The following is a 22814-nucleotide window of genomic DNA, read 5'->3' on the forward strand; positions in this document are numbered from 1 at the left end:
GACGGTCATGCGGACGATTCCCCGACTCCGCTTGTGCTATTCACGTTAGCGGAGCCGACGGCCCGCCAGATTGCGGGGTGGTGATCCCAGCCGCCACTGGCGTGCTCCAGTTGCGCAGCGGTGGCGATCAAGCGGGCGTCGTCGCCGTACCGGCCGGTGACAAGCACCCCGACGGGCAGCCCGTCGGCGGTGACCCCCAGCGGCAGCGATACGGACGGATCGCCCGTCACGTTGAAGATGGCGCAGTAGGGTGAGAACCGGCGTTGCCGGTCGAAGTCCTCCGCCGGGTCCCGGCCCTCGGTGAACCAGCCCACCGGTGCCTGCGGCGCCGCCAGCGTGGGGCAGAGCAGCAGGTCGCAGCCGGCGGTGCGGCGTATCCCGAGGCGGACCTGCGCCTGGAGCTCGCCGAGCGTGGTGGTGAGGGTGGCGGCGGAGATCTGCGCGCCCCGGGCCCGCAGCAGCCGGGTCAGCGGCAGCAGCTCGCTCTCCCGCTCGGGTGGCACCGGGGCGAGCGCCAGCACGTACCAGACGATCTCGAACAGCGGCCACGCGGCCGGCGTGAGCGGCGGCGGCACCTCGACCACCTCGTGGCCGGCGGCCGCGAGCAGGGCGGCGGCCCGGTCCACGGCGGCGACGCAGTCCGGGTGCACCGGCTCGTCGGCGAGCATCGGCGTGGTGAAACGCCCGATCCGCAGCCGGCCCGGCTGGGCCGCCCGGGCCGCCGCCAGCCACCCGCCGGCCGGCGGGAGCGGGGCCAGGTACGGCTCGCCGGGGACCGGCCGGGCGAGGATGTCGAGCAGCGCGGCCACGTCGGCGACGGTCCGCCCGATCGGGCCGTTGGTGGGCAGCCCGTACGCGCCGAAGCCGACCGGCCCGCCGGAGACCAGGCCGCGGCTGGGTTTGTAGCCGACCAGCCCGCACATCGACGCCGGGATGCGCAGCGATCCGCCGCCGTCGGAGCCCTGGGCCACCGGGACCAGACCGGCCGCCACCGCGGCCGCCGCGCCGCCACTGGAGCCGCCCGCGGTGTACGCGATGTTCCACGGGTTCCGCGCGGGCGGCGCGACCAGACCCTCGGAGTAGAGCGAGCAGCCCAGCTCGGAGGTGGTGGTCTTGCCGAGGCTGACCAGGCCGGCGGCGCGCAGGAACCGGACCACGTCGGCGTCGACGGGCGGCACGAAGTCGGCGAACGCGGCCGAGCCGAAGGTGGTGCGCACACCGGCGGTGAGCGTCAGGTCCTTGATCGCGGTCGGGACGCCGTGCAGTGGACCGCGCGCCTGCGGCGGGACGGCGTCGGCCGCGGCGGCGGCGGCGAGGGCCGCCTCCGGGGTGACGGTGACGAAGGCGCCGACCGTGTCGCCGAGCGCCGCCACCCGGTTGAGGTGGTGTTCGACCAGGTCCCGGCTGGTCAGCTCGCCGCGGGCGATCGCGGCGGCCTGCTCCAGCGCGGTCAGGTCGTGCGGCTCGGCCATACCCCCATCCTGCCCGGCGCCTGACCTGGACGCACTCGTCACGCGCCGGAACCGACCCGGAACCGTCCCCCATGCCCTTTGCTCTGCTTCAACGGACGCACCGGTTCCGATGCGAATCCGGTGCGTCGGTTGAAGCAGAGCAAAGGAGGGCGAGCGGGTGGCTGGCTGCCGGTGGGCGGCGCCGCGCCGGCGCCAGCCCGCGACTCAGCCGTGCAGGAAGCGCAGCGCGTTGCCGCCGAGCAGTTTGGCGCGCTGTTCCGGGGTGAGGAAGTCGGAGCGGTGCACCACCGCGCCGACCGGCCGCTCCCCCAGCGGATACGGGTAGTCGCTGCCGACCAGCACCCGGTCGTCGCCCATCGTGTCGACGAGCAGCCGCAGCGCCGCCGGCTCGAACACCACCGAGTCGACGAGGAACCGGTCCAGGTACGCGCTGGGCGGCGCGGCCGAGGCGCCGCGGACCAGGTCACCCCGCCGGTGCCAGGCGTTGTCCGCGCGGCCCAACCAGAACGGGAAGCTGCCGCCGCCGTGCGCGAAGCAGATGCGCAGCGTCTCCGGCACCTTGTCGAAGACGCCGCCCAGGATCATCGCCAGCACCGACAGGTGGGTCTCGGCGGGCATCCCGGTGAGCCACCGGGCCATCCAGCGGTCGAGCCGGGGGCCGCCCGGCATGTCCCAGGGGTGGACGAAGACCGGCGCGCCCACCTGGGCGCAGTGGGTGAGGAACTCGACGATCCCGCCGTCGTCCAGGTCGCGGTCGCCGACGTGGTTGCCGATCTCCACACCGGCGTGCCCGGCCGCGAGGCAGCGGTCCAGCTCGGCGCAGGCCGCCTCCGGGTCCTGCAGGGGCACCTGGCAGAACGGCACCAGCCGGTCCCCGCCGCCGGAGGTGACCTCCAGGGTCAGGTCGTTGAAGATGCGCGCGACCTTGACCGCCTGGCCGGCGGGGCGGTCGTAGCAGAAGAAGACCGGGGTGGGCGAGACGACCTGCACGTCCACGCCGTCGGCGGCCATGTCGGCCAGCCGGGTTCCGGCGTCCCAACACTGCGCGCCGACCGGCCGGAACTCGGTCTCCCCAACCATGATCATGGCGGCGCGTTCCGAATCGACCCGCAGCCAGGGCCAGCCGGACCCGCCGCACGCCGCGGCGAGGTCCGGCCACCCCTTGGGTACGACGTGCGTGTGCACGTCCACCACCGGTCCGCGCATCAGCCCTTGCCCGGGTGCAGCGTGCCGCAGTTGTCGCAGGTACGCGCCTTCTCGTCGGCGTAGAACGCCGCGAAGACCGGCGGCAGGTCGGCGGCGATGTCGCGCACCTGCAACTCGACCTCGTGCACCTTGTGCTGGCACTCCGGGCAGTACCACTGGAACTTCTCCAGCGTGCCCTCCTCGCGGACCCGCTCGATCACCATGCCGATCGAGCCCGCCTCCGGACGCTGCGGGGAGTGCGGGGTGTGGCGCGGCAGCATCCACATCTGACCCTCGCGGATGTGCACCGTGCGCGGGCCCTCCGGGAGCATCAGGTTGACGTGCATGTTGCCCTTGACCTGGTAGAAGAACTCCTCGTACGGGTCGACGTGGAAGTCGGTGCGATGGTTCGGCCCGCCCACCACCATGACGATGAAGTCGTCGCTGCCGGGCAGCAACTCCTTGTTGCCCACCGGTGGCTTCAACAGGTGCTGGTGCTCCGCGATCCACCCGGGGAAGCTGAACGGCTCGGCGATCTCACTCACGACTGACCTCCTTGGGGAGCAGGGCGACGGCTTGCATCTCGATCAGCAGGTGCGGGTGCGGCAACTGGTGCACGGCGACGGTGGTGCGCGTCGGCCCGGTGACGTCGAAGAACTCCGCCCACACCTCGTTGTAGCCGCCGAAGTCGTTCATGTTGACCAGGTAACTGGTGACCTGGACCAGGTCGGTGAGCCCGGCGCCGACCGACGCCAGCAGGTCCCCTACGTTCTCGATGACCGCCCGGGTCTGCGCCCGGATGTCCAGGTTCGTCGTACCGAACTCGTCCACCTCGACCCCGGCGAACGTGTTGTCCGGACGGCGGGCGGACGTACCGGAGACGAAGACGAACCCACCGGCGACCTTGACGTGCGGGAACGCTCCCCGGGGAACCGCCTTCCCGGCGACGACCCGGGCCGTCATGACGCCGCCTTCAGCGACGCGCTCCCGAGCTTCTCCACGACGGCTCGGACGTGCGTGCCCGGGCGCAGCGGAACGGCCGCCGTCGCGGCGCCGGCCAGGAAGACCCAGCCCTCGCGCAGCCGCACGCCGTGCCGGCCGGCGAGCCGGATGCCCTCGTCCAGCGCGCGGCGCGGGTCACCGAGGATCGCCGCGGTCGAGCCGACCTGGGCCACCCGCCCGTCGATCTCCAGCAGCACGCCGAGGTTGTCCAGACCGTCCGGCACCGGGCACCACGGTCCGACCACGAACGCACCGGCGGAGGTGTTGTCGGCGATGACGTCGGGCAGCGAGAAGGTGAAGTTCGCGTACCGGGAGTCGATCAACTCGATCGCCGGGGCGACCGCGCGGACCGCGGCCGTGAAGTCGGCGACCGGCTCGCCGGGCTCGGGCAGCCGGTCCAACAGGAACGCCACCTCGGGCTCGACCCGGGGATGGATGAAATCACCGACGCGGACGCTGCCGCCGTCGGGGACCCGCATCACGTCGGTGAGCCGGCCCCAGATCACCTCGTCCACGCCGACCTGGGCCATCTTCGCCTTGCTGGTCAGGCCCATCTTGAGGCCCACCAGCCGCTCACCCCGGTCGAGGCGGCGCTGGAGCAGCGCGGTCTGCACCGCGTACGCGGCCTCGACGTCGAGCCCCGTCTCGGCGGCGAGCTGCGGGATCGCCGTGACGGTGTCGGCAGCCGCGCCCAGCTTCCCGGCGATCCCGGCGATGTCCGGCCCGATCATGAGTCCTCCCTGCGGCCGGCGAGGTCCAGCGCCACGTCGACGATCATGTCCTCCTGGCCGCCGACCATCCGGCGACGGCCCAGCTCGACCAGGATCGAGCGGACGTCCACGCCGTACCGCTCCGACGCCCGCTCCGCGTGGCGCAGGAAGCTGGAGTAGACACCCGCGTACCCGAGCGAGAGCGTCTCCCGGTCCACCCGCACCGGCCGGTCCTGCAACGGGCGGACCAGCTCCTCGGCGGCGTCCATCAGCGCGAACACGTCGCAGCCGTGCTTCCAGCCGTGCAGCTCGGCCACCGCGACGAAGACCTCCAGCGGCGCGTTGCCGGCACCCGCGCCCTGGCCGGCCAGCGAGGCGTCCACCCGGACCGTCCGGCCGTGCGGGGCGTCGGCGCCGGCCGGCGCGGCCCCGAGGACGCGGCCGTGCTCGACCGCCACCACGCTGTTGGCCACGCCGAGCGACAGGTTGTGATGGGCGTGGATGCCGATCTGCGTCTCCGGGTCGAGGACCTGCCGGTACGCGTCGATCCGCGCGGCCACGTCGGACATCAGCAGCCGGCCCCCGGAATCGGTGACATAGACGCAGTGCGCGCCGTACGACTCCATGAGCTTGGCCTGCGCGGCCAGGCCGGCCGGGTCGTTCATGTGCGACATCATCAGGAACCCGGAGACGTCCATGCCGTTCTCCCGGGCCCAGGAGATGTGCTGGGCCGAGATGTCCGCCTCGGTGCAGTGGGTGGCGATCCGGACGCTGGTCACGCCGAGCGTCTTGGCGGCCTTCAGGTCGGCGATGGTGCCGATGCCGGGCAGCAGCAGCGTGGTGAGCTTCGCGGTGGTCAGCACCTCGGCCGCCGCCGCGATCCAGTCGGCGTCGCTGGCCGCGCCGTGCCCGTAGTTGACGCTGGACCCGGCGAGCCCGTCGCCGTGCGCCACCTCGATCGCGGCCACCCCGGCCGCGTCCAGCGCGGCGGCGATCGCCCGTACCTGGTCGACGGTGTAGCGGTGCGCGATGGCGTGCATCCCGTCCCGCAGCGTCACGTCCTGGATGTACAGGTCGGTCACGGGGTGACCACCTCCCGCAGGGCCACCAGCCGCTCCGCCGTACGCAGCGCGGCCGAGGTCATGATGTCGAGGTTCCCGGCGTACGCGGGCAGGTAGTGCCCGGCGCCGGACACCTCCAGGAAGACCGAGACCTGGAGGCCGGTGAGGTGCCGCCCGAGCGCCGGCACGTACGTGTCCACCCGGTCGAACTGCACGTCCTGCTTGAGCCGGTAGCCGGGGACGTACTCCTGCACGGTCCGCACCATGTCGGCGACCGAGGCGGCGATCGCGGCCCGGTCGGCGGCGGCGTCCGGGCAGACGCAGTAGACCGTGTCCCGCATCAGCAGCGGCGGGTCGGCCGGGTTCAGCACGATGATCGCCTTGCCGCGCCCGGCGCCGCCGACCACCTCGATCGCGCGGGCGGTGGTCTCGGTGAACTCGTCGATGTTGGCCCGGGTGCCCGGCCCCGCCGACCGCGAGGCGATCGACGCGACGATCTCGCCGTACGCGACCGGGGTGACCCGGCCGACGGCGGCGACGATCGGCACGGTGGCCTGCCCGCCGCAGGTGACCATGTTGACGTTGGTCTCGTGCAGGTGCTCGTCGAGGTTCACCGGCGGCACCACGTACGGGCCGATCGCGGCGGGGGTCAGGTCGACCACGGTCCGCCCGTGGGCGCGCAGCACGGCGTCGTTGTGCCGGTGCGCGCCGGCGGAGGTGGCGTCGAAGACCAGCTCCACGTCGGCGAACTCGGGCATCGCGACGAGCCCGTCCACCCCCTCGGCGGTGGTGGCGACGCCGAGCCGCCGGGCCCGGGCCAGCCCGTCCGAGCCCGGGTCGATGCCCGCCATCGCGACCATCCGCAGCGACTCCGACAGCCGCAGCACCTTGATCATCAGGTCGGTGCCGATGTTGCCGGACCCGAGCACCGCCACACCGACGCCCACTGCGCCTTGTCCGTGCGCGACTGCGGGGCTCGCAAGCTCACTCCTCGCGCTCACCGGTCACCGCCCTTCGAGAAGCACGTCCGCACCGAGCCGAGGCCGGAGATCCGGGCCTCGTACGCCGCGCCGGGGGTCACCGGCAGCATCGGGCCGAGCGCCCCGGAGAGCACCACGTCGCCCGCCCGCAGCGGGTCGCCGGAGCGGGCGAGGGTCTGCGCCAGCCAGGCCAGCGCGTGCAGGGGGTTGCCGAGGCAGGCCGCCCCGGCGCCCACCGACACCGGTTCGCCGGCGTGTTCGAGCACCATGCCGCACAGCCGCAGGTCGACGTCGGCGAGCCGGCGCGGCGCGGTGCCCAGCACGAACAGCCCGCTGGATGCGTTGTCCGCCACCGTGTCCACGATGGAGATGTCCCAGCCGGCGATCCGGGAGTCGACGATCTCGATGGCCGGCAGCAGGTGGTCGACCGCCCGGGTCAGGTCGGCGGTGGTGATCCGCTCGTCCGGCAGGTCCGCGCCGAGGACGAAGGCGATCTCGGCCTCCACCCGGGGCTGGAGCAGCCGGTCCAGCGCCACCTCGACGCCGTCGGGCACCGCCATCTCCTCGGTCAGCACCCCGAAGTCCGGCTGGTAGACGCCGAAGCTCTCCTGCACCGCCCGCGAGGTCAGCCCGATCTTGGCGCCGACCCGCCGGTACCCGCGCCGCAGCCACTCCCGAACCTGCAACTGCTGCACGAGGTACGCCGAGGTGACGTCCCCCTCCGGTAGCAGCCGCCCGCGCAGCGGAGGGCAGGGCTTGCCGCTCTCCCGGGCCTCGGTCAGCTCCCGGGCCGCGGCCTCGTAATCGACGGTCATGAGAGATCCACGCAGACGTTGGTGAGTTCGGAGTAGAAGTCCAGCGAGTGCACGCCGCCCTCGCGGCCGATGCCGGAGGCCTTGACCCCGCCGAACGGGGTGCGCAGGTCGCGCAGGAACCAGGTGTTGACCCAGACGATGCCGGCGTCCAGCCGGGCGCCGGCCCGGTGGGCGCGGCCCACGTCGCGCGTCCACACCGCCGCCGCCAGGCCGTACTCCGTGCCGTTGGCCAGCGCGTACGCCTCGTCCTCGTCGTCGAACGGCGCCAGGTGCACGACCGGGCCGAAGATCTCCTCGCGGTTGGTCCGGGCGTCCGGGCCGAGCCCGGCGAGCACCGTCGGCTGCACGTACGCGCCGCCGTCGCGGGCGTCGCCGAAGCGTGGCGTGCCGCCCCCGGCGAGCACCTCGGCGCCCTCGGCGCGGGCCAGCTCGTAGTGGCCGAGCACCTTCTCCCGGTGGCTGTGCGAGATCAGCGGCATGTTGACGGTGGCCTCGTCGGCCGGCCACCCGTAGGGCAGCTCGGCGGCCCGCTTCGCCAGCCGGGCGGTGAACTCCTCGAAGACCGGACGCTGCACGTAGATGCGCTCGGTGCAGAGGCAGACCTGCCCGCCGTTGGTGAAGCTGGACCGCACCGACCCGGCGACCGCCGCGTCCAGGTCGGCGTCGGCGAAGACCAGCCCGGCGTTCTTGCCGCCCAGCTCGAAGGAGACCGCCTTCACCCCGTCCGCGGCGGCCCGCATGATGGCGCCGCCGGTGGCCGACTCGCCGGTGAAGGTGATCGCGTCGACGTCGGGGTGCCGGGTGAGGAACTCCCCCGCCGAGCCCGGCCCGAAGCCGTGCACCAGGTTGAACACGCCCTCCGGCACGCCGGCCGCGGCCATCACCTCGGCGAGCAGGGTCGCCGAGGCGGGCGTCTCCTCGCTGGGCTTGACCACGACCGCGTTGCCGCAGGCGAGCGCCGGTGCCACCTTCCAGGTGAGCAGCAGCAGCGGCAGGTTCCACGGCACGATCACCGCGACGACGCCGACCGGCTTGCGGACCGCGTAGTTGAGCGCCCGGCCGCCGCTCGGGGTGACCGTGGTGAACGACTCGGTGGGCGCGGTCGCCACGATCTCGGCGAACGCCCGGAAGTTCGCCGCCCCGCGCGGGATGTCCAGCGTCCGGGCCTGCGAGATGGCCTTGCCGGTGTCCGCCACCTCGGCCGTCACCAGGTCGTCGAAGCGGCGCTCCAGCTCGTCGGCGACGCGGCGCAGCACCTCGGCGCGCTCCCGCTCGCCCATCCGGCCCCACGGGCCGCGCAGCGCCGCCCGGGCCGCGGCCACCGCGTCGTCCACGACCGACGACGAGGCCTCGACCACCTCGAAGACCGGCTCGCCGGTCACCGGGCTGCGCTTGGTGAACCGGCGGCCGGCGGCGACGAACTCGCCGGCGACGAAGTTGCGCAGCAGGCCCGGCCCGTCGCTCGCCTGCCCGGCCATCAGTCGCGGGTCCCAGCCGCTCATGGACGCCTCCCTCGCCGGCCGGTCGACCGGCCGCGGAGCGCGGCCCCGACCGCCCCGGCCAGGAGCAGCGCCGCGCCGGCGGCGACAGCGCCGACGGCCGCGTGCTGACGGCGGACCCGGCGGCGCACCTCGGCGTACGGGGTGGTCGAGAAGGACACCAGCTCGTACCGGGAAACGTACCGGCCGGGCAGCGCCCGTTCCAGCGCGTGCTCCACCCGGCGGCCGAGCTGGAACACCGGCGAGGCGACCTTGTCCCGCATCTCGACGAAGTTGGCCAGGGCCAGCTGCGCGATCGCCTCGGCGTTGCCCTGCCGGCGCCGCTGGTACAACGGCAGGGCGGCGGACCAGTCGTCGGCGCACTCGTCCAGGCAGCGGTCCAGCTCGACCACGTCCTCGAACGCGCAGTTGGCGCCCTGCCCGTAGAACGGCACGATCGCGTGCGCCGCGTCACCGACCAGGGCCACCTTCCCGTACGCCTGCCAGGGGTCGCAGCGGACCGTGCCGAGCACGCCGACCGGGTTGTGCTGGTAGTCGTCGACCAGGTTCGGCGCGAGCGGCGGCAGGTCCGGATAGTGCTGCGCGAAGTGCCGCTCGATCGCCGCCGGGCTGCCCAGCGAGGCGAAGGCCGCGGTGCCGTGGGTGGGCCAGAAGAGCGTGCAGGTGAAGGAGCGGTCCGGATTGGGCAGCGCGATCATCATGGAGGTGCCGCGCGGCCAGATGTGCAGCGCCTCCGGGTCGAGCGCGAAGTCGCCGCCCAGCGGCGGGATGGTCAACTCCTTGTAGCCGTAGTCGAGGAAGTCCACGCGCTCCCGCAGCAGCCCGTGGCCGAGCAGTTGCCCGCGTACCGCCGAGCCGGCGCCGTCGGCGCCCAGCACCACCGACGCGGCGGCGGTGACCTTGCCCTGCGGGGTCTCGAACGTCATCTCCCCGGTGGCCGGGTCGAGGCCGACCAGCCGGTGATCGAAGGCGATCCGCACGCCGGGCAGCGCGGCGGCCGCGTTCAGCAGGGCGTTGTTCAGCGCGCCCCGGCCGATCGAGTTGATCGCCCGGTCCCCGGCGGCGCTGTACGACTGGAACTGCGGCTCCCCGGCCACCGGGTGGATCATGCGACCGCGCATCGGCAGCGCGTCGGTCAGCACCTCCTCGTCGAGCCCGATCCGGCGCAGGGCGTCCAGCCCGCGCACGGAGAGCGCCAGGTTGATCGACCGGCCCCGCTCGACCACGCCGGTGCGCGGGTCGGGGCGGCGCTCGTAGAGCGCGACCGGGTAACCGCGCCGCGCCAGGAACGCGGCGAGCAGGCAGCCGGCGAGCCCGGCGCCGACGACGGCGACCTCCTCGCGGTCGGCGGTCATCGGGTCGTCACCTCCACCGTGGCGGCGAGGGCGTCGGCCACCCGCCAGCAGTCGTGGTACGTCGAGTAGAGCGGCACCGGGGCGAACCGGACGACGTCCGGCTCGCGGGCGTCGGCGATCACGCCGTGCTCGTACCGCAGGCGCTTGGCCAGCGCGGCGGCGCTGCCGGCGCCGATCCGCACCGAGAGCTGGGCGCCACGCCGGGCCGGGTCGCGCGGGGTGACCACGGCCAGCGGCCGGCCGGCGGTCACCTCGTCGAGCAGCCGCTCCAGGTAGCCGGTGAGCCGGACGCTGCGCTCCCGCAGCGCCGGCATCCCGACCGAGTCGAAGAGTTCCAGCGAGGTGCGGACCGGACCCATGGCGAAGATCGGCGGGTTGGAGATCTGCCACGCCTCCACGGTGGCCGGTGGCCGGGCGACCGGCGTCATCTCGAACCGGGTGGCCGCCTCGGTGCTCCACCACCCCTCGAAGCGCGGCAACGCCGGGTCGCCGAGATGGCGCTCGTGGACGAACACCCCGGACAGCGCGCCGGGCCCGGAGTTCAGGTACTTGTACGAGCACCACGCCGCGAAGTCGACATCCCAGTCGTGCAGGTGCAGCGGGACGTTGCCGGCGGCGTGCGCCAGGTCCCACCCGACCACGGCGCCGGCCGCCCGGCCGGCGGCGGTGATCGCGGGGATGTCCAGCAGCTCGCCGGTGAGGTAGTTGACGCCGCCGAGCAGCACCAGCGCGACGGTGTCGCCCTCGGCGGCGAGGAGGTCGAGCACGTCGCTGGTGCGCAGGGTGTCCTCGCCGGGGCGCGGCGTCAGGCGCACCACGGTGGCGTCCGGGTCGAGGCCGTGGAACCGGGCCTGGCTGCGGACGGCGTAGCTGTCCGACGGGAAGGCGGTGTCCTCGATGACGATGCGGGTGCGGTCGCCGGCCGGCCGGTAGAAGCTCACCATCAGCAGGTGGAGGTTGACGGTGAGGGAGTTCATCACCACGACCTCCGCCGGCCGGGCGCCGACCAGGCGCGCGGCGGGCGCCGTCAACAGCTCGTGGTACGGCAGCCACGGCCGCTCGGCCTCCAGGTGCCCCTCCACCCCGAGGCGGCGCCAGGCGTCCAGGTCGGCGAGGAGTTCGTCCCGGGTGGCCCGGGGCTGCAGGCCGAGCGAGTTCCCGGCCAGGTACGCGGCCTCCGGGTACCGGCCGCCGTCGGCCGGCGGGACGTGGAACAGGTGCCGGTGGCCGGGGTCGTCGGCGTCGAGGCGGCGGGCTTCGTCTTCGGTGCGCGTCACGGGGGTGTCTCGTCCTTCGGTCACATCGCGGTACGGGCCGACCACAGCTCCGGGAAGACCACCCGGGCCATGCTGCGCTGCAGCCAGGCCAGCCCGGCCGAGCCGCCGCTGCCGACCTTGGCGCCCATCGTCCGCTGCACCGCCTTGATGTGGTGCCATCGCCAGTCGCCGAACTGCTCGGCCACCGCGGTCAGCGCCTCGCCGAGCAGCCGCAGGTGGTTGTCCGGGCCGGCGTCGGCGTAGATCCGCACCCAGGCGGCCTCCACCGCCGGATGCGGCTGGTGCTCCTCGGCGACGTCCCGCTCCAGCAGGTCGGTGGGCAGTTCGTGGCCGTGCCGGGCGAGCAGGGCGACGACGTCGTCCCACACGCTCGGAGCGGCGAGGGTCTCGCGCAGTTCCGCGTACACCTCGGCCTGCCGGCGGAACGGGCGGATCAGGGCCGGGTCCCGCAGGCCGAGCAGGAACTCCAGGTGCCGGTACATGGCGGACTGGAAGCCGGAACCCTCGCCGAGAAGGTTGCGAAACCGGTTGAAGTCCGCCGGGGTCATCCACCGCAGGCCCTGCCAGGAGGCGTTCAGGCCCTCCAGGTGCAGCGCCGCGCGGCGCAGCGGGGCCAGGGCGTCCCAGATCCGGTCGGCCCGCAGCAGCCGCTGGGTCTCCCGCAGTTCGTGGCAGGTCAGCTTGAAGTACAGCTCCATGATCTGGCTGACCACCAGGAAGGACATCTCCCCCGGGTCGCTGCTGATCGGCGTCTGCAACCGGTGCAGCGTGCTGGCCTGCACGTACGCGTCGTACGGGACCCGCTCGGCGAACTCGAGGGTCGGTTCGCCGCCGTTGCGGGCGGCCCGGGCGGCGCGCTGTCGCGCGGTGACCGGCCGCACCGCCACCCGGTCGGCCGTCCGCAGGTCGGTCCGTTCCACGGGTCCGCTCCCTCCGCTCACCTCGTTGATCCGGTGATCCCGCCGGATGAACGTCATGATGCCGTGGCACGATCGGCCGACGGAATGCCTGATCAACGGCTCTGCACGGGTTCTGCCTACCGATCACAAGGCGATGGCACTGTTCGGGTTGGAGAAGGTAAGGTCGCTGCGTGGACGAGATGGACTGGGCGCTGCTGCGCGAGCTACAGGCCGACGCCCGACTGTCGTACAGCGAGCTGTCCCGGCGGGTGCACCTCTCCCCGCCGGCGGTCGCCGAACGCGTACGCCGGCTGGAGGAGTCGGGCGTCATCACCGGCTACCACGCGCACGTCGACCTGGGCCGCGCCGGGCGGACGGTGGTCGCGCTGATCCGGATGTCCTGCTACGGCTCGCGCTGCATCCTCAACGACCCCGAGGTGGCGGGCTGGCCGGAAATCATGGAGATCCACCGGATCACCGGCGACGCCTGCAGCATGCTGAAGGTCGCGGCCGGGTCGATCGGTGAGTTCGAGGCGGTCATCGACCGGCTCGCCCCGTACGGCCAGCCGTCCAGCACGATGGTTCTCTCCACCCCGCTGGACTGGCACCCGGTCACCCCACCGCCCCCATCCGCCCCACCCGTTCGCCGCTGACGCCGCCCCGGGGTTTGCCGGGAGGCCAGCGGGAAAGCAGGCCCCGTCACCCGGGGGAGGGTTCCGGTGGTCGCACCGGAGGGGGGAATCATGCGGGGTCATCGCCTACTCGCCATGCTGGCGCTGCTGGCGGCGTTCGTCCTGGTCGGTGCCGCGCCCGTACGGGCCGGCGAGAACACCTTCATCGAGGTGACGCCGAACCCGGTGCAGGCCGGCAGCCGGGTCGACCTCAAGGCCAGCTGCGACAACACCAACAACCGCCAGGCCACGGTGAAGTCGGACGCCTTCGGGCGGGTGGTCCTGCGGCCGGACAACGGCTTCCTCACCGGCCAGGTCACCGTCCCGGGCAGCAAGGAACCGGGGGACTACCCGGTGGAGTTGCGCTGCGACAACGGCAAGACCGCGCAGACGACCCTGACCGTGCTGAACATGCAGCAGCCGACGAAGGGGCCGGCGACCGGTGGCGGCGGCACGGCCGGCGGGCCCGGCTCGTACCTGCTGATCGGGGGCGTCGTCGCGGTGGCGCTCGCCGTCGGCTTCGGCTTCTTCGGCAACCGCCGCTCCGGGGCCGGAGCCTGACCTGACCGACCGCCATGGCCGGAGCGCACAGGCGTACCCGAACCCGAGGGGGCCGGGCGACCGCCCGGCGGGCGGCGCGGGCCTCCGCCCGGCTGGCCGCGGCGGCCGCGCGGCGGCTGCGCCGGGTCGCCGGGCAGGCGTTCGCCGCGAGCGTCGCCACCACCGACCCGGCGACCGGACCGTTGCCGGCGCGCCCGCGCCACCGCTGGGTGGCCGCCGGCCGCCGGCTGGCGCCCGCCCGGGCCCCGGGCGTTCCGGTGCTGGTCATCGGCACCCTGATGGTGCTGATCATCGCGATGCTGGGGGTCGAGCGGATCACCGGGATGAGCGTGCTGCCGGACCGGTTCACCGCGGGTCTGCGCCCGCCACCGAAGCAGTTCCCGGTCCTGCCGGCGAGCCCGCCGGTCGCCATCGAGATCGACGCGATCGACGTGGCCGCGACGGTGCACCGGGTGGGCCTGGCCCCGGACGGCACCATCGCCGCGCCGGACGCGGCCCGCGCCCAGGAGGCCGGCTGGTACGACCAGGGGCCGACCCCCGGCCAGTACGGCCCGGCGGTGCTCGTCGGCCACGTGGACACCACCACCGGGCCGGCCGTCTTCCACGGGCTGCGCAACCTCCGGGCCGGCGACCAGGTCGAGGTGACCCGGACCGACCGCACGGTGGCGGTCTTCGAGGTCAACTCGGTGGAGCGGTTCGACAAGGAGCGCTTCCCGGCCGACCAGGTGTTCGGCGACTTCGACCGGCCGAACCTGCGGCTGGTCACCTGCGGCGGCCGGTGGGTCGGCGGCGAGACCGGCTACGCCGACAACGTCGTGGTGTTCGCGTCCCTGGTCGAGGCGCGGGACGGGTGAGGCTCAGGCCGCCTCGGGCTCCCGCAGGTCGAGCCAGTCGGCCCAGCGGGGGTCGGGCGCCCGATGCCCGAGGACCCGCCACGCGGTCCCTTTCGGGGCCGTCGGCGGTGCGTGCAGCCGCCAGCCCAGCTCGGCCGGGGTCTTGTCGCCTTTGGTGTGGTTGCACCGGGCGCACGCGGCCACCACGTTCTCCCAGGCGTGCCGGCCGCCCCGGCTGCGGGGGAAGACGTGGTCGATGGTCTCCGCCGGGCCCCGGCAGTACGCGCAGCGCCAGCCGTCCCGGGCGAAGACCGCCCGCCGGGACAACCCGACGTGGGTGCGGTACGGCACCCGGACGAATCGGGTCAACCGGACCACCGACGGCACGGGTAAGGAGTCGCGCGCGCTGTGCAGGAAGCCGTCGCCGTCGGCCACGCAGACGGCCTTGGCGGAGAGCACGAGAATGGCGGCCCGACGGACCGACACGACACACAGGGGCTCGTAGGTGGCGTTGAGGACGAGCGCGCCGGAGCCCACCGTGGGTCGTATGTCAGGCATCGTGCTCACCCTCCCGGTTCAGCGGCCCCCTGCTCGCCACCGCCGGCCGGAAAACGGGCGCAGGGACCCACCGGCCGACGTCGGCCCGGATCACCGACGTCCGTGCGCCAATCGTCCCTGATAAGACCCCGGATTGCACGTACGAATCTTTGATCGGCCGAACGGATCACCCGCATCGGGGCGGATGGGCGCTCCAGCCTGGGCCAACCCTTCCGTCGCCTGACAGCGTCTGACACCTCTTGTCGGCGTCAGTTGTGCCGGATCTGTGCCCGATGATCTTCTCTCGGCTCCTCCCCCCGGCTGCGCCTGCAAGCCATCCCGTCGGCCTTCGTCCGCACTCCGTGGAGTGGGTGGGGCCTGCCCGGTCAAGGTGGAGCACACCACTGTCTGAACGACCTTGACCGGGCAGGCCCTGCCCGCTCGGCTTCGCCCGGACGAAGGGCGGCGGGATGGCGCCCAACCATCCCGGAGTGCCCGAGCGCCCCGCCGGAGGCACGTCTTGGTCCTCATCGTCAACGCCGAAGCCCCGGAACTGCCCATCATCAGGCGGTCCGGGGCTTCACTGTTGGTCGCGCCGCCGGCGGGCTATCACCGACGCGCTGGCGGCCGAAGGCCAGAGGCGCGGCGGCGGGCCTTGGCCCGGCCCTGGTCGGCGGCGCGAGCGGCCGGCAGCGCCGGCCGCCTTGATCTCGTACAGAAAGTTCTCACGCCGAAAGACTCAAAGACTCAGGAAGGCTGAGGGAAGTCCGAGCGATCATCGCCACGGCCGTGCCCCCGTACCGCCAGTTCAATCCTGTCAGCCGCATGGCACACCTCCTCGTGCTCCCACACCACTATGACCGTCCAGCCCGCGGCCCTTAGGAGTCGCACTGTCTCCCTATCCCTGTCGCGGTTACGTTCCAACTTCTGCGACCACCACTCTTTATTCGCCTTCGGGAGTGGCCGGTGCTCACCGCAGCCATGCCACCAGCAACCACGTACATCCACGGCAACCCGCGAGCCGGGAAACACTATGTCTGTCGTTCGGCGTGCACGGCCGAGCAACTTACGGTGCAGCCGGTACCGCAGACCCCGGCGATGCAGCTCCTTGCGTACTGCTATCTCTGGGCCAGTGTCACGTGTGGCCTGTCGCCGAAGGCGATCTCGGACTGTAGGCGACGACGGTGGTGGCGTGGCAGGCGATGCGCTGGTCCGAGGCACCCTTACATCCTCCGTCAACCCAACGCCCTTCAGCCAGCGCCAACTGATGGCAAGCCTCTGAGGCGGTGACCTGCACGCGACTCGTGGCATGCGGGTCTTCGCCTGGTACCCTCCAGCGGCTATCCTCTCGATCAAGCATCGTGGGGGGAGGCCGGCATCACCAAGCGAGCCGAGGACCGCCCGGCGGTCACCCGTCGGCGCAGGCGCATCGTGGCCCTTGACTTCTTCTGCGGTGCCGGTGGGCTGACGCGCGGCCTCAAGGACGTCGGCATCCGAGTCTTGGCTGGCATCGACAACGACTCCCGACTTCGCGATACTTACGAGCGAAACAATAAGCCCAGCCGTTTCGTGTGCAAGGACGTTACGTCGCTGGACATTGTCGAACTGCGAGAGGAAGTCGGCATTCGGTCCAGCGACATCGTTGTATATGCGGCGTGCACCCCTTGCCAGCCGTTCTCCACGCTGAACCAGCGACGCGGCGTCGATGAACGAAAGCAGTTGCTCCTTGCATTCGGCGATCTCGTACTAAAGGCACCTCCCGATTACATCATTGTTGAGAACGTTCCCGGTCTTCACAATGCGTACGGCAGGGAGATTTACAGTCGGTTCTTAGAAATCCTAGAGCAGACGGGCTTTCGGCATAGAGACGGTTCACAACTTGATGCGAGCGACTACGGTGTGCCTCAGGTACGAAAGCGCTTCATCATGGTGGCGTCGCGTCACACCTCTATCTCACTGCCGAAACCGGTACGTGGCCCCAAGGCCACCGTCCGGTCGGCGATTGCGGATTACCCACCGCCCCACATCGGAATCGAGAAGGCAAAATCAAGGTCCGCGCCCTCAGCGTCAATCCCGGAGGGCCCTTCAAAGGCTAGCCTCCCACCAAACCACATCGCCCGACAATTGCTCGATCATCACCTTGAGCTCGTAAAGGCAATTCCGGCAGACGGCGGGAGTCGAGCAGATGTCAAAGACGAGAGCCTTCTGCTCGATTGCCACAAGCGAACCCCGAAGCTGCATCGAGACGTCTTCGGTCGAATGGCATGGGACGCACCCGCCCCGACACTAACGTGCAGGTGCACCGACGTTTACTGCGGTCGCTTCGTCCACCCAGAAGAACACCGCGGCCTGTCGCTGCGCGAGGCGGCACGGCTACAGACTTTTAGTGATGACTACGAATTTCATGGCACCTTCTTCCATGCGGCCACCCAGATTGGCAACGCTGTCCCCGTGCTACTCGCCAGTCGGCTGGGCCGAACTGTCCTAGCGGCCGAGAGGCGTCGACGTAACGAAGGGGTTACCTAGAGCAGGCGCCAGCGGTAGTGTTCGATGCATGACCGCCTCGGACGCGAAAGCTGTTATAGCTCCCCGCGAAGCGCCTCGCGAAGACTTTGTCATGAGGTTCGATCCCGCCGCGATCAAGCACCTCGGCCTCCAGATGTACTCGACCCTACCGCCAGTCATCGCGGAGCTGGTAGCCAACGCGTGGGATGCAGGCGCGACCAACGTGCACGTCAACGTTCCTGAGGGGCACCTCAACGAAGCGTCCTCGATCGTGGTCACGGACGATGGCGACGGCATGAACGACGCGGACGTACGGGAGGCGTACCTCATCGTCGGGCGCGATCGCAGGCGTGCCGAGGGCGCGGACGAGCGGAAAACCCCTCCGTTCCGCAAAGTAATGGGCCGTAAGGGCATCGGCAAATTCGCAGGGTTCGGGATCGCCCGTCAAGTCGAGATCGAAAGCGTCAAGGACGGCCAGCTCTCACGCTTCTTAATGGATTACGACCTGATGGAAAGGGCAGTCGAAACACGGGAGGTTCGGTTCCCGCCACTGCCACCCACAGGCGCAGTCACCAAGGGCACAAGAGTTACCCTGAAACAGATCAGCAAGTTCCGAACGCGAAGCATCGATATTAACGGACTGCGACGAGGGCTTGCCCGCCGGTTCTCAGTAATCGACGCCAACTTCACCGTCTACGTCAATGACGAACCAATTACCGTTGAGGAGCGAGACCTCAAACGACTTCTTGAGGTGAGCGAGGACGGTAGGCCCTATCTTTGGACGTACGAGGATGTCGAAATCGAGGCGAATTCGGGCTGGCGGGTCTCCGGGTGGATTGGTGCCCTTGATCGCACCAACAGGCTTCAAGACGGGATTCAGCGCGGCATTGTCGTGATGGCCCGCGGAAAGCTCGTTCAAGACCCATTTGTCTTCGACGCCACCGTAGGCCAGCAGTACGCACTATCCTATTTGATCGGCGAACTACACGCTGAGTTCGTCGATGACGGGGAAGATACGGTAGGCACGACCCGCAACTCGTTGGTATGGGACACTGAACCCAATGCGGCCTTCCATCGCTGGGGCGAACGAGAAGTAAACCGAATCGCACGCGAGTGGGCCGAACGGCGCGCGCAAGACAATGAAAAGGGTCTCCAAAAGAACGAATCTTATCAGCGTTTCGTTCAAGCCACAAAAGACATGGAGAATCAGCGGGCCCGTAAGGTTGCCGACAAACTCATCCGGGATGTGGTAAACCGCAATGTTGTAGCCAAGCCACAAGAGACAGATGAGATCGTGCAGTTGTGCATCGATTTCCTCGAGTACGATGCCTTCTGGGACCTGGCGGAGGAACTAACGGAGGCCAGGGTTGAGGATACCGGTCGACTTGCTCAACTCTTCAGGGAGTGGGAACTGGTCGAAGCGAAGGAAATGTCGCGAGTAACGCAAGGGCGAATAACTACGATCCAGAAGCTCCAGAAGCTCATCGAGGACAATGCTCTTGAGGTGCCGGTCCTTCACGACTTCCTAAAGCAGTTTCCTTGGGTGCTCGATCCCCGGTGGCAACTTGTTGCGGATGAACTGCGGTACAGCAAGATCCTTCGAGACAACTTCCCCGAGAGTACAGAGATACCCGAGAAAGACCGTCGCATCGACTTTCTGTGCGTCCGAGAGTCGGACACGCTCGTGGTCGTGGAAATCAAGAGGCCGCACTCGGTAGTATCCATGAAGGAACTCGGGCAAATCGAAGAGTACGTACACTTCATGAGGTACCACATCCGTAGTGCTACGGACGGCGACTATAGCCCTAGGAAGGTGGTCGGATATTTGCTGTGCGGGCGGGTGGCTAACACTTACGCCCCCAGCGAGAAGGTGCAGAGCCTTCACAAGGATGACATTCACGTGCGCCTGTACTCCGACCTCCTCGGGATGGTGCAGCGCACCCATGCTGACTTCCTTCAGCGCTACAAGGAGCTGCGCCGGCTCAAGGACGACAGGACGGCGGAGGACCGCCAAGCACCTGATGCCTAGCAGAGCGTTGGGGGCTGGGCCTACGCTTCTGCCATGGGTCAACTCACGGCGATTGCAGCACAAGTGGCTGAAGGCCGCTTGGCCGCGTCCCTGCCTCGTCGGTGGCGACACGTTGTGGCAGTGGCAGCCAAGGCCGAACGCCTGGGCCACATCGTCCGAAGGGACGATGCGGACCTCCTTACAGCGGCCGCATGGCTACATGACATCGGATACGCACCTGAAATCGTAGATACCGGCTTTCACTCCTTGGACGGCGCGCGCTGGCTCCAGCGGAATGGCTTTAGCCCCCGGCTCGCCGCCTTAGTTGCCCATCACTCATGCGCCTCTTACGAAGCTGATGAGCGCGGGCTCGGGGAGGCCCTACTGGCCGAATTTCCACGAGAGGAATCGCCGGTCTCCGATGCTCTATGGTATGCCGACATGACGACGGGCCCTGACGGCCAAGATTACACGGCCGATGAACGGCTACGTGAGATTCGCTATCGGTACGGCGCCGACCATTTGGTTACACGGTTCTGGCAGCGAGCGGAGCCAGCACTCATGGAGTCCATAAAGCGTACGCAAGCACGTCTAATGGCTCAGCCAATGTAGGGCTCGCTCCGCGACTCAAATCCGTGATCGATCCGTAGCTTCATGGACGGATGGATGGACAAGGCGCAGAGCTCCTCCACCGCAACCCATCGCACGGACGCCGACTCGTCACTAGTAGTTGGCTGGCCGTTCAGATAGCGCCCCCTGAAGCAGATCGAGAATTGCTGACGTATTTCGCCATCGCTGTACTCCACGATGTGGTTTGGGTTCGTGTAAATCCCGACCACGCCCGTGACCTCAATCTCGATGCCAGCTTCTTCCCGCGTCTCACGCACGGCTGTCTCGGAGAGGTACTCGCCGAAGTCCTGGGCGCCGCCGGGTAGTGCCCACAGGCCGTTGTCGGTTCGCTGGATGAGCAGCACCCGTCCCTGGTCGTCCTGGACGAAGACGGTCACTGCTACGACGATGCTGTTCGGCTTCGGGGCATTCGGGTTGTTGAAGTGTTCGATCCGGGCCATGGCCCTAGCCTCTCACCGCTGGCGGCTCAGTGTTCGGGCCAGACGGCCCGCTTCTTCCCGAGGACCCGGTTGAAGCTGGCGACGTAGCTGTCGAACAGGTCTCCACCGCCGAGCCGGCGCAGGTGCAGCACCGGAGCGTAGGCGGCCGGCGTGCCATAGAGGTGTGTGTTGACGAGCATCTCGTCGTCGAAGCGGTAGATGGAGTTGTAGAGGATCGTGTCGTGGTAGTAGATCCCGACGTTGTCGAGGTCCCGCAGGTCCTTGTAGAAGGCGAGCGCGTTGAGGACCTTGCTGGACATGGCGTGGCCGATGCCTTCGTCGTCCCCGCGTTCGGCGATGTGCTTGCCCTCTGGGTCGCCGAATAGCAACTCCACCTGGACCCCGGCCAGTGCCTTGTCGCGGAGCGTTGGTACCCACCGGTGGTTGAACTCGGGCAGGAACAGCCCGCCGTAGACCAGGACGCCGACCTGTCGGGTGGCCTTCTCCAGGAGCTGCTGCCAGAGGTCGGTCGGGACGGCTCCGCGGCGTGGGTAGATGTGGACGACCTCGGACTGGCTGACTTGCACCCCTCGCTGCGTTGGCAGAGCGTCGGGCCAGAGGTACGTCTCGCTCTCCTCCAGTAGGTCCGCGATGGAGTGGCGGTAGCGCGGGTACGGGTTCCGGCCCTGCGTGACCCACCGCTCGACGGTCTTTGGATCGACTCCGAGCTTGTCCGCGAGCGTGGCCGGCGTCAGGCCCTTCTTGAGCATCCCGCTGCGTAGGCGATCGTTCGGCATGGCGACTCCTGCTCAAGACGGGACGGCTTGTAGGGACGACTAACCCTAGCAAGGACGTCCCTACTCGTCCATGTCTCGTGGTGAACTCGTCACTACTGATCGACGCACCCTGATTCCACAAGAGCTGCCGTCCAGAGAGGACGCACTTGGCCCACCGATACGGGCCCAGCTCAAGAGATGAAGGAGTCAGTTATGGGACGTCTGCTGCTGGACACGTCGCGTGTGTCGTACGAGGTCGCGGTGAACCCGGTGCCGAAGCTGGACCAGAACGGTCAGCAGAAGCTCGACCGTGAGTCGAAGCACCCGATGTGGGCGGTGGAGCTGTACGCCCTGTCGGAGGGTGCTGCCGAGGTCATCAAGGTGACGGTGGTCAACCCGGTGATGCCGCAGGTGACGGTGCGTCAGCCGGTCGTGCCGGTGGATCTGGAGGCGCTGCCCTGGGTCAACGAGCGCGACGGCAAGACGCGTCACGGTGTGGCGTTCAAGGCCTCGGCGCTGACGCCGCTGGACACCGCTGCCTAGCGGCGGGTGTGCCGATCGGCTCCACACAGATCTGAAGAGGTGGACACGGGGTCGCCGGTGATTGGCGTCGTCTGCGACCCCGCGTCCTGTCAACAACTCCGATCCCATGTTGGGAGGACTTGTCGTGCGCAAGTCTAGTTCGCGGTCCCCGTTCGGCTGGTCGAACCGTGGGGGCAACACAGTCACTGTCATCGAAGCTCCGGTCGCCCGTTCCTATCGTCGTCGGGCCACCATCGCTTTCTGGGTCACCCTCGGGATCGTCGGCCTGCTGGCCGGCACGGTGGCCTCGCACTACCTGCACCCCATCCTGGGTGCGCTGCTCGGCGGGCTCATCGGTGTCGCGGTCGGCGCGGTCGTGTTCGCGCTGATCGTGGCGTGGCCGGTCCTGCGCGTCTTCTGGCACTGGCTGCCGGAAATCGTGCTCGGTCTGGTCGCCGTCTACGGCTGGAACGCGGTGATGCAGTCGACTCCGCTGTGGGGCTCGCTGCTCATCGTCGGTCTGGTCGTGGGCCTGCCGGCCGTCATCGGCCCGGTCCGCCGCCGGATCATGGCCTGGGTCTGGTGCCTGGTGGTGCGGCATCGGCTGCGGATGTGCTTCGCGGCGTTCATCGCCACCAACCGGCACGGGACGCTGCCGCTGATCCTGCCCGCTCGGCCGACTCCGGCCGGTGAACGGGTCTGGGTGTGGCTGCGCCCTGGCCTGTCCCTGCGGGACTTGGAGCAGGAGGGCCAGGTGCAGAAGCTGGCCGTGGCGTGCTGGGCCAACGAGGTCCGGGTGATGCGCGCCTCCCGCAAGTACGCGGCGCTGATCCGGGTGGACATCACTCGCCGGGAACCGCTGGCGCACACCATCGTGTCTCCGCTGCCGGACTACGTCCCCACCGATGTTCCGGCGAACGCTCCTACCTCACCGGGCATGCCGCCGGTCGGCTTGGACCTGCTCGAGGTGCCGGACGAGCCGGTCACCACGACCGCTGAGGCTCCCCGGCCGCGCAAGCCGCGCAACCAACCCTCCACCACGACGAGCCCGAGCGACGGGTTCGACCCCTCCGACTACGCCTAACCACTGGGACGGC

Annotated in this window: 24 protein-coding genes; 8 read left to right on the forward strand and 16 right to left on the reverse strand. The window is 70.0% G+C overall.

Features of this window, described 5'->3' with window-relative positions:
- Positions 1-5: 5 nt before the first annotated feature.
- The 12 genes from EV376_RS29355 to EV376_RS29410 form a co-directional block, all read right to left on the reverse strand.
- Positions 6-1472 carry an amidase gene (locus tag EV376_RS29355; RefSeq protein WP_130328345.1) on the reverse strand — a complete coding sequence of 489 codons (1467 nt, stop codon included), beginning with the start codon at positions 1470-1472 and terminating at the stop codon, positions 6-8.
- A gap of 204 nt (positions 1473-1676) precedes the next feature.
- Positions 1677-2678 carry an amidohydrolase family protein gene (locus EV376_RS29360; protein WP_130328346.1) on the reverse strand — a complete coding sequence of 334 codons (1002 nt, stop codon included), beginning with the start codon at positions 2676-2678 and terminating at the stop codon, positions 1677-1679.
- Positions 2678-3202 (reverse strand): 3-hydroxyanthranilate 3,4-dioxygenase, encoded by a 525-nt coding sequence (locus EV376_RS29365; protein ID WP_130328347.1) that lies wholly within the window; start codon positions 3200-3202, stop codon positions 2678-2680. Before EV376_RS29365 ends, EV376_RS29360 begins: the two co-directional genes overlap by 1 nt.
- Complete coding sequence (locus EV376_RS29370; protein ID WP_130328348.1) at positions 3195-3620, reverse strand: RidA family protein; 426 nt, start codon at positions 3618-3620, stop codon at positions 3195-3197. The genes EV376_RS29365 and EV376_RS29370 overlap by 8 nt, the downstream gene beginning before the upstream one ends.
- Positions 3617-4390 carry a fumarylacetoacetate hydrolase family protein gene (locus EV376_RS29375; protein ID WP_130328349.1) on the reverse strand — a complete coding sequence of 258 codons (774 nt, stop codon included), beginning with the start codon at positions 4388-4390 and terminating at the stop codon, positions 3617-3619. The genes EV376_RS29370 and EV376_RS29375 overlap by 4 nt, the downstream gene beginning before the upstream one ends.
- Positions 4387-5451, reverse strand: a complete 1065-nt coding sequence (gene dmpG, locus EV376_RS29380; RefSeq protein WP_130328350.1) for a 4-hydroxy-2-oxovalerate aldolase — start codon at positions 5449-5451, stop codon at positions 4387-4389. The genes EV376_RS29375 and dmpG overlap by 4 nt, the downstream gene beginning before the upstream one ends.
- Positions 5448-6377, reverse strand: a complete 930-nt coding sequence (locus EV376_RS29385) for an acetaldehyde dehydrogenase (acetylating) (protein ID WP_130328351.1) — start codon at positions 6375-6377, stop codon at positions 5448-5450. Before EV376_RS29385 ends, dmpG begins: the two co-directional genes overlap by 4 nt.
- A 50-nt stretch (positions 6378-6427) precedes the next feature.
- The gene (locus EV376_RS29390; protein ID WP_130328352.1) at positions 6428-7225 is read right to left on the reverse strand and encodes a fumarylacetoacetate hydrolase family protein; all 798 of its coding nucleotides are present in this window, start codon (positions 7223-7225) and stop codon (positions 6428-6430) included.
- Positions 7222-8703: a 2-hydroxymuconic semialdehyde dehydrogenase gene (locus EV376_RS29395; RefSeq protein WP_130328925.1), complete on the reverse strand. Its 1482-nt coding sequence runs from the start codon at positions 8701-8703 to the stop codon at positions 7222-7224. The genes EV376_RS29390 and EV376_RS29395 overlap by 4 nt, the downstream gene beginning before the upstream one ends.
- A gap of 20 nt (positions 8704-8723) precedes the next feature.
- Complete coding sequence (locus tag EV376_RS29400) at positions 8724-10079, reverse strand: FAD-dependent oxidoreductase (RefSeq protein WP_130328353.1); 1356 nt, start codon at positions 10077-10079, stop codon at positions 8724-8726.
- Complete coding sequence (gene kynU, locus EV376_RS29405) at positions 10076-11356, reverse strand: kynureninase (RefSeq protein ID WP_130328354.1); 1281 nt, start codon at positions 11354-11356, stop codon at positions 10076-10078. Before kynU ends, EV376_RS29400 begins: the two co-directional genes overlap by 4 nt.
- A 20-nt stretch (positions 11357-11376) precedes the next feature.
- Positions 11377-12276 (reverse strand): tryptophan 2,3-dioxygenase family protein, encoded by a 900-nt coding sequence (locus EV376_RS29410; protein ID WP_130328355.1) that lies wholly within the window; start codon positions 12274-12276, stop codon positions 11377-11379.
- Positions 12277-12446: 170 nt separating this feature from the next.
- On the opposite strand from EV376_RS29410, the gene EV376_RS29415 reads away from it, so the two are divergent.
- The 3 genes from EV376_RS29415 (at position 12447) to EV376_RS29425 (ending at position 14341) form a co-directional block, all read left to right on the forward strand.
- Positions 12447-12908 (forward strand): Lrp/AsnC family transcriptional regulator, encoded by a 462-nt coding sequence (locus EV376_RS29415; RefSeq protein ID WP_130328356.1) that lies wholly within the window; start codon positions 12447-12449, stop codon positions 12906-12908.
- 114 nt (positions 12909-13022) lie between these two features.
- Entirely contained in the window at positions 13023-13487 is a 465-nt protein-coding gene (locus tag EV376_RS29420) for a hypothetical protein (RefSeq protein ID WP_207228630.1), read from the forward strand.
- Positions 13488-13501: 14 nt separating this feature from the next.
- Entirely contained in the window at positions 13502-14341 is an 840-nt protein-coding gene (locus EV376_RS29425; RefSeq protein ID WP_130328358.1) for a class F sortase, read from the forward strand.
- Between the two features lie 3 nt (positions 14342-14344).
- Here the strand turns inward: EV376_RS29425 and EV376_RS29430 are convergent, their stop codons facing one another.
- Together EV376_RS29430 and EV376_RS29435 are read right to left on the reverse strand one after the other, a co-directional pair.
- Positions 14345-14878, reverse strand: a complete 534-nt coding sequence (locus EV376_RS29430) for an HNH endonuclease (RefSeq protein WP_130328359.1) — start codon at positions 14876-14878, stop codon at positions 14345-14347.
- A gap of 726 nt (positions 14879-15604) precedes the next feature.
- A complete protein-coding gene (locus EV376_RS29435; RefSeq protein ID WP_130328360.1) occupies positions 15605-16168 on the reverse strand; it encodes a very short patch repair endonuclease in 564 nt (187 codons plus the stop codon).
- A 120-nt stretch (positions 16169-16288) separates the two neighbouring features.
- Between EV376_RS29435 and EV376_RS29440 the strand changes: the two genes are divergently transcribed.
- Genes EV376_RS29440 through EV376_RS29450 form a run of 3 tightly spaced genes read left to right on the forward strand, consistent with a single transcriptional unit; the run spans position 16289 to position 19982 of the window.
- Positions 16289-17383 (forward strand): DNA cytosine methyltransferase, encoded by a 1095-nt coding sequence (locus tag EV376_RS29440; RefSeq protein ID WP_165438141.1) that lies wholly within the window; start codon positions 16289-16291, stop codon positions 17381-17383.
- A gap of 28 nt (positions 17384-17411) precedes the next feature.
- Positions 17412-19391 (forward strand): ATP-binding protein, encoded by a 1980-nt coding sequence (locus EV376_RS29445; protein WP_130328362.1) that lies wholly within the window; start codon positions 17412-17414, stop codon positions 19389-19391.
- 33 nt (positions 19392-19424) lie between these two features.
- Positions 19425-19982 (forward strand): HD domain-containing protein, encoded by a 558-nt coding sequence (locus EV376_RS29450; RefSeq protein WP_130328363.1) that lies wholly within the window; start codon positions 19425-19427, stop codon positions 19980-19982.
- On the opposite strand, the gene EV376_RS29455 is transcribed toward EV376_RS29450, so the two are convergent.
- The gene (locus tag EV376_RS29455) at positions 19970-20440 is read right to left on the reverse strand and encodes an NUDIX hydrolase (protein ID WP_130328364.1); all 471 of its coding nucleotides are present in this window, start codon (positions 20438-20440) and stop codon (positions 19970-19972) included. The genes EV376_RS29450 and EV376_RS29455 overlap by 13 nt on opposite strands.
- A 26-nt stretch (positions 20441-20466) precedes the next feature.
- Positions 20467-21216: a helix-turn-helix domain-containing protein gene (locus EV376_RS29460; protein WP_130328365.1), complete on the reverse strand. Its 750-nt coding sequence runs from the start codon at positions 21214-21216 to the stop codon at positions 20467-20469.
- Positions 21217-21408: 192 nt separating this feature from the next.
- On the opposite strand from EV376_RS29460, the gene EV376_RS29465 reads away from it, so the two are divergent.
- Together EV376_RS29465 and EV376_RS29470 are read left to right on the forward strand one after the other, a co-directional pair.
- Positions 21409-21738 (forward strand): hypothetical protein, encoded by a 330-nt coding sequence (locus EV376_RS29465; RefSeq protein WP_130328366.1) that lies wholly within the window; start codon positions 21409-21411, stop codon positions 21736-21738.
- Positions 21739-21862: 124 nt separating this feature from the next.
- A complete protein-coding gene (locus EV376_RS29470) occupies positions 21863-22801 on the forward strand; it encodes a hypothetical protein (RefSeq protein WP_130328367.1) in 939 nt (312 codons plus the stop codon).
- Positions 22802-22814 lie beyond the last annotated feature (13 nt).

It is taken from the genome of Micromonospora sp. CNZ295 (assembly GCF_004217535.1).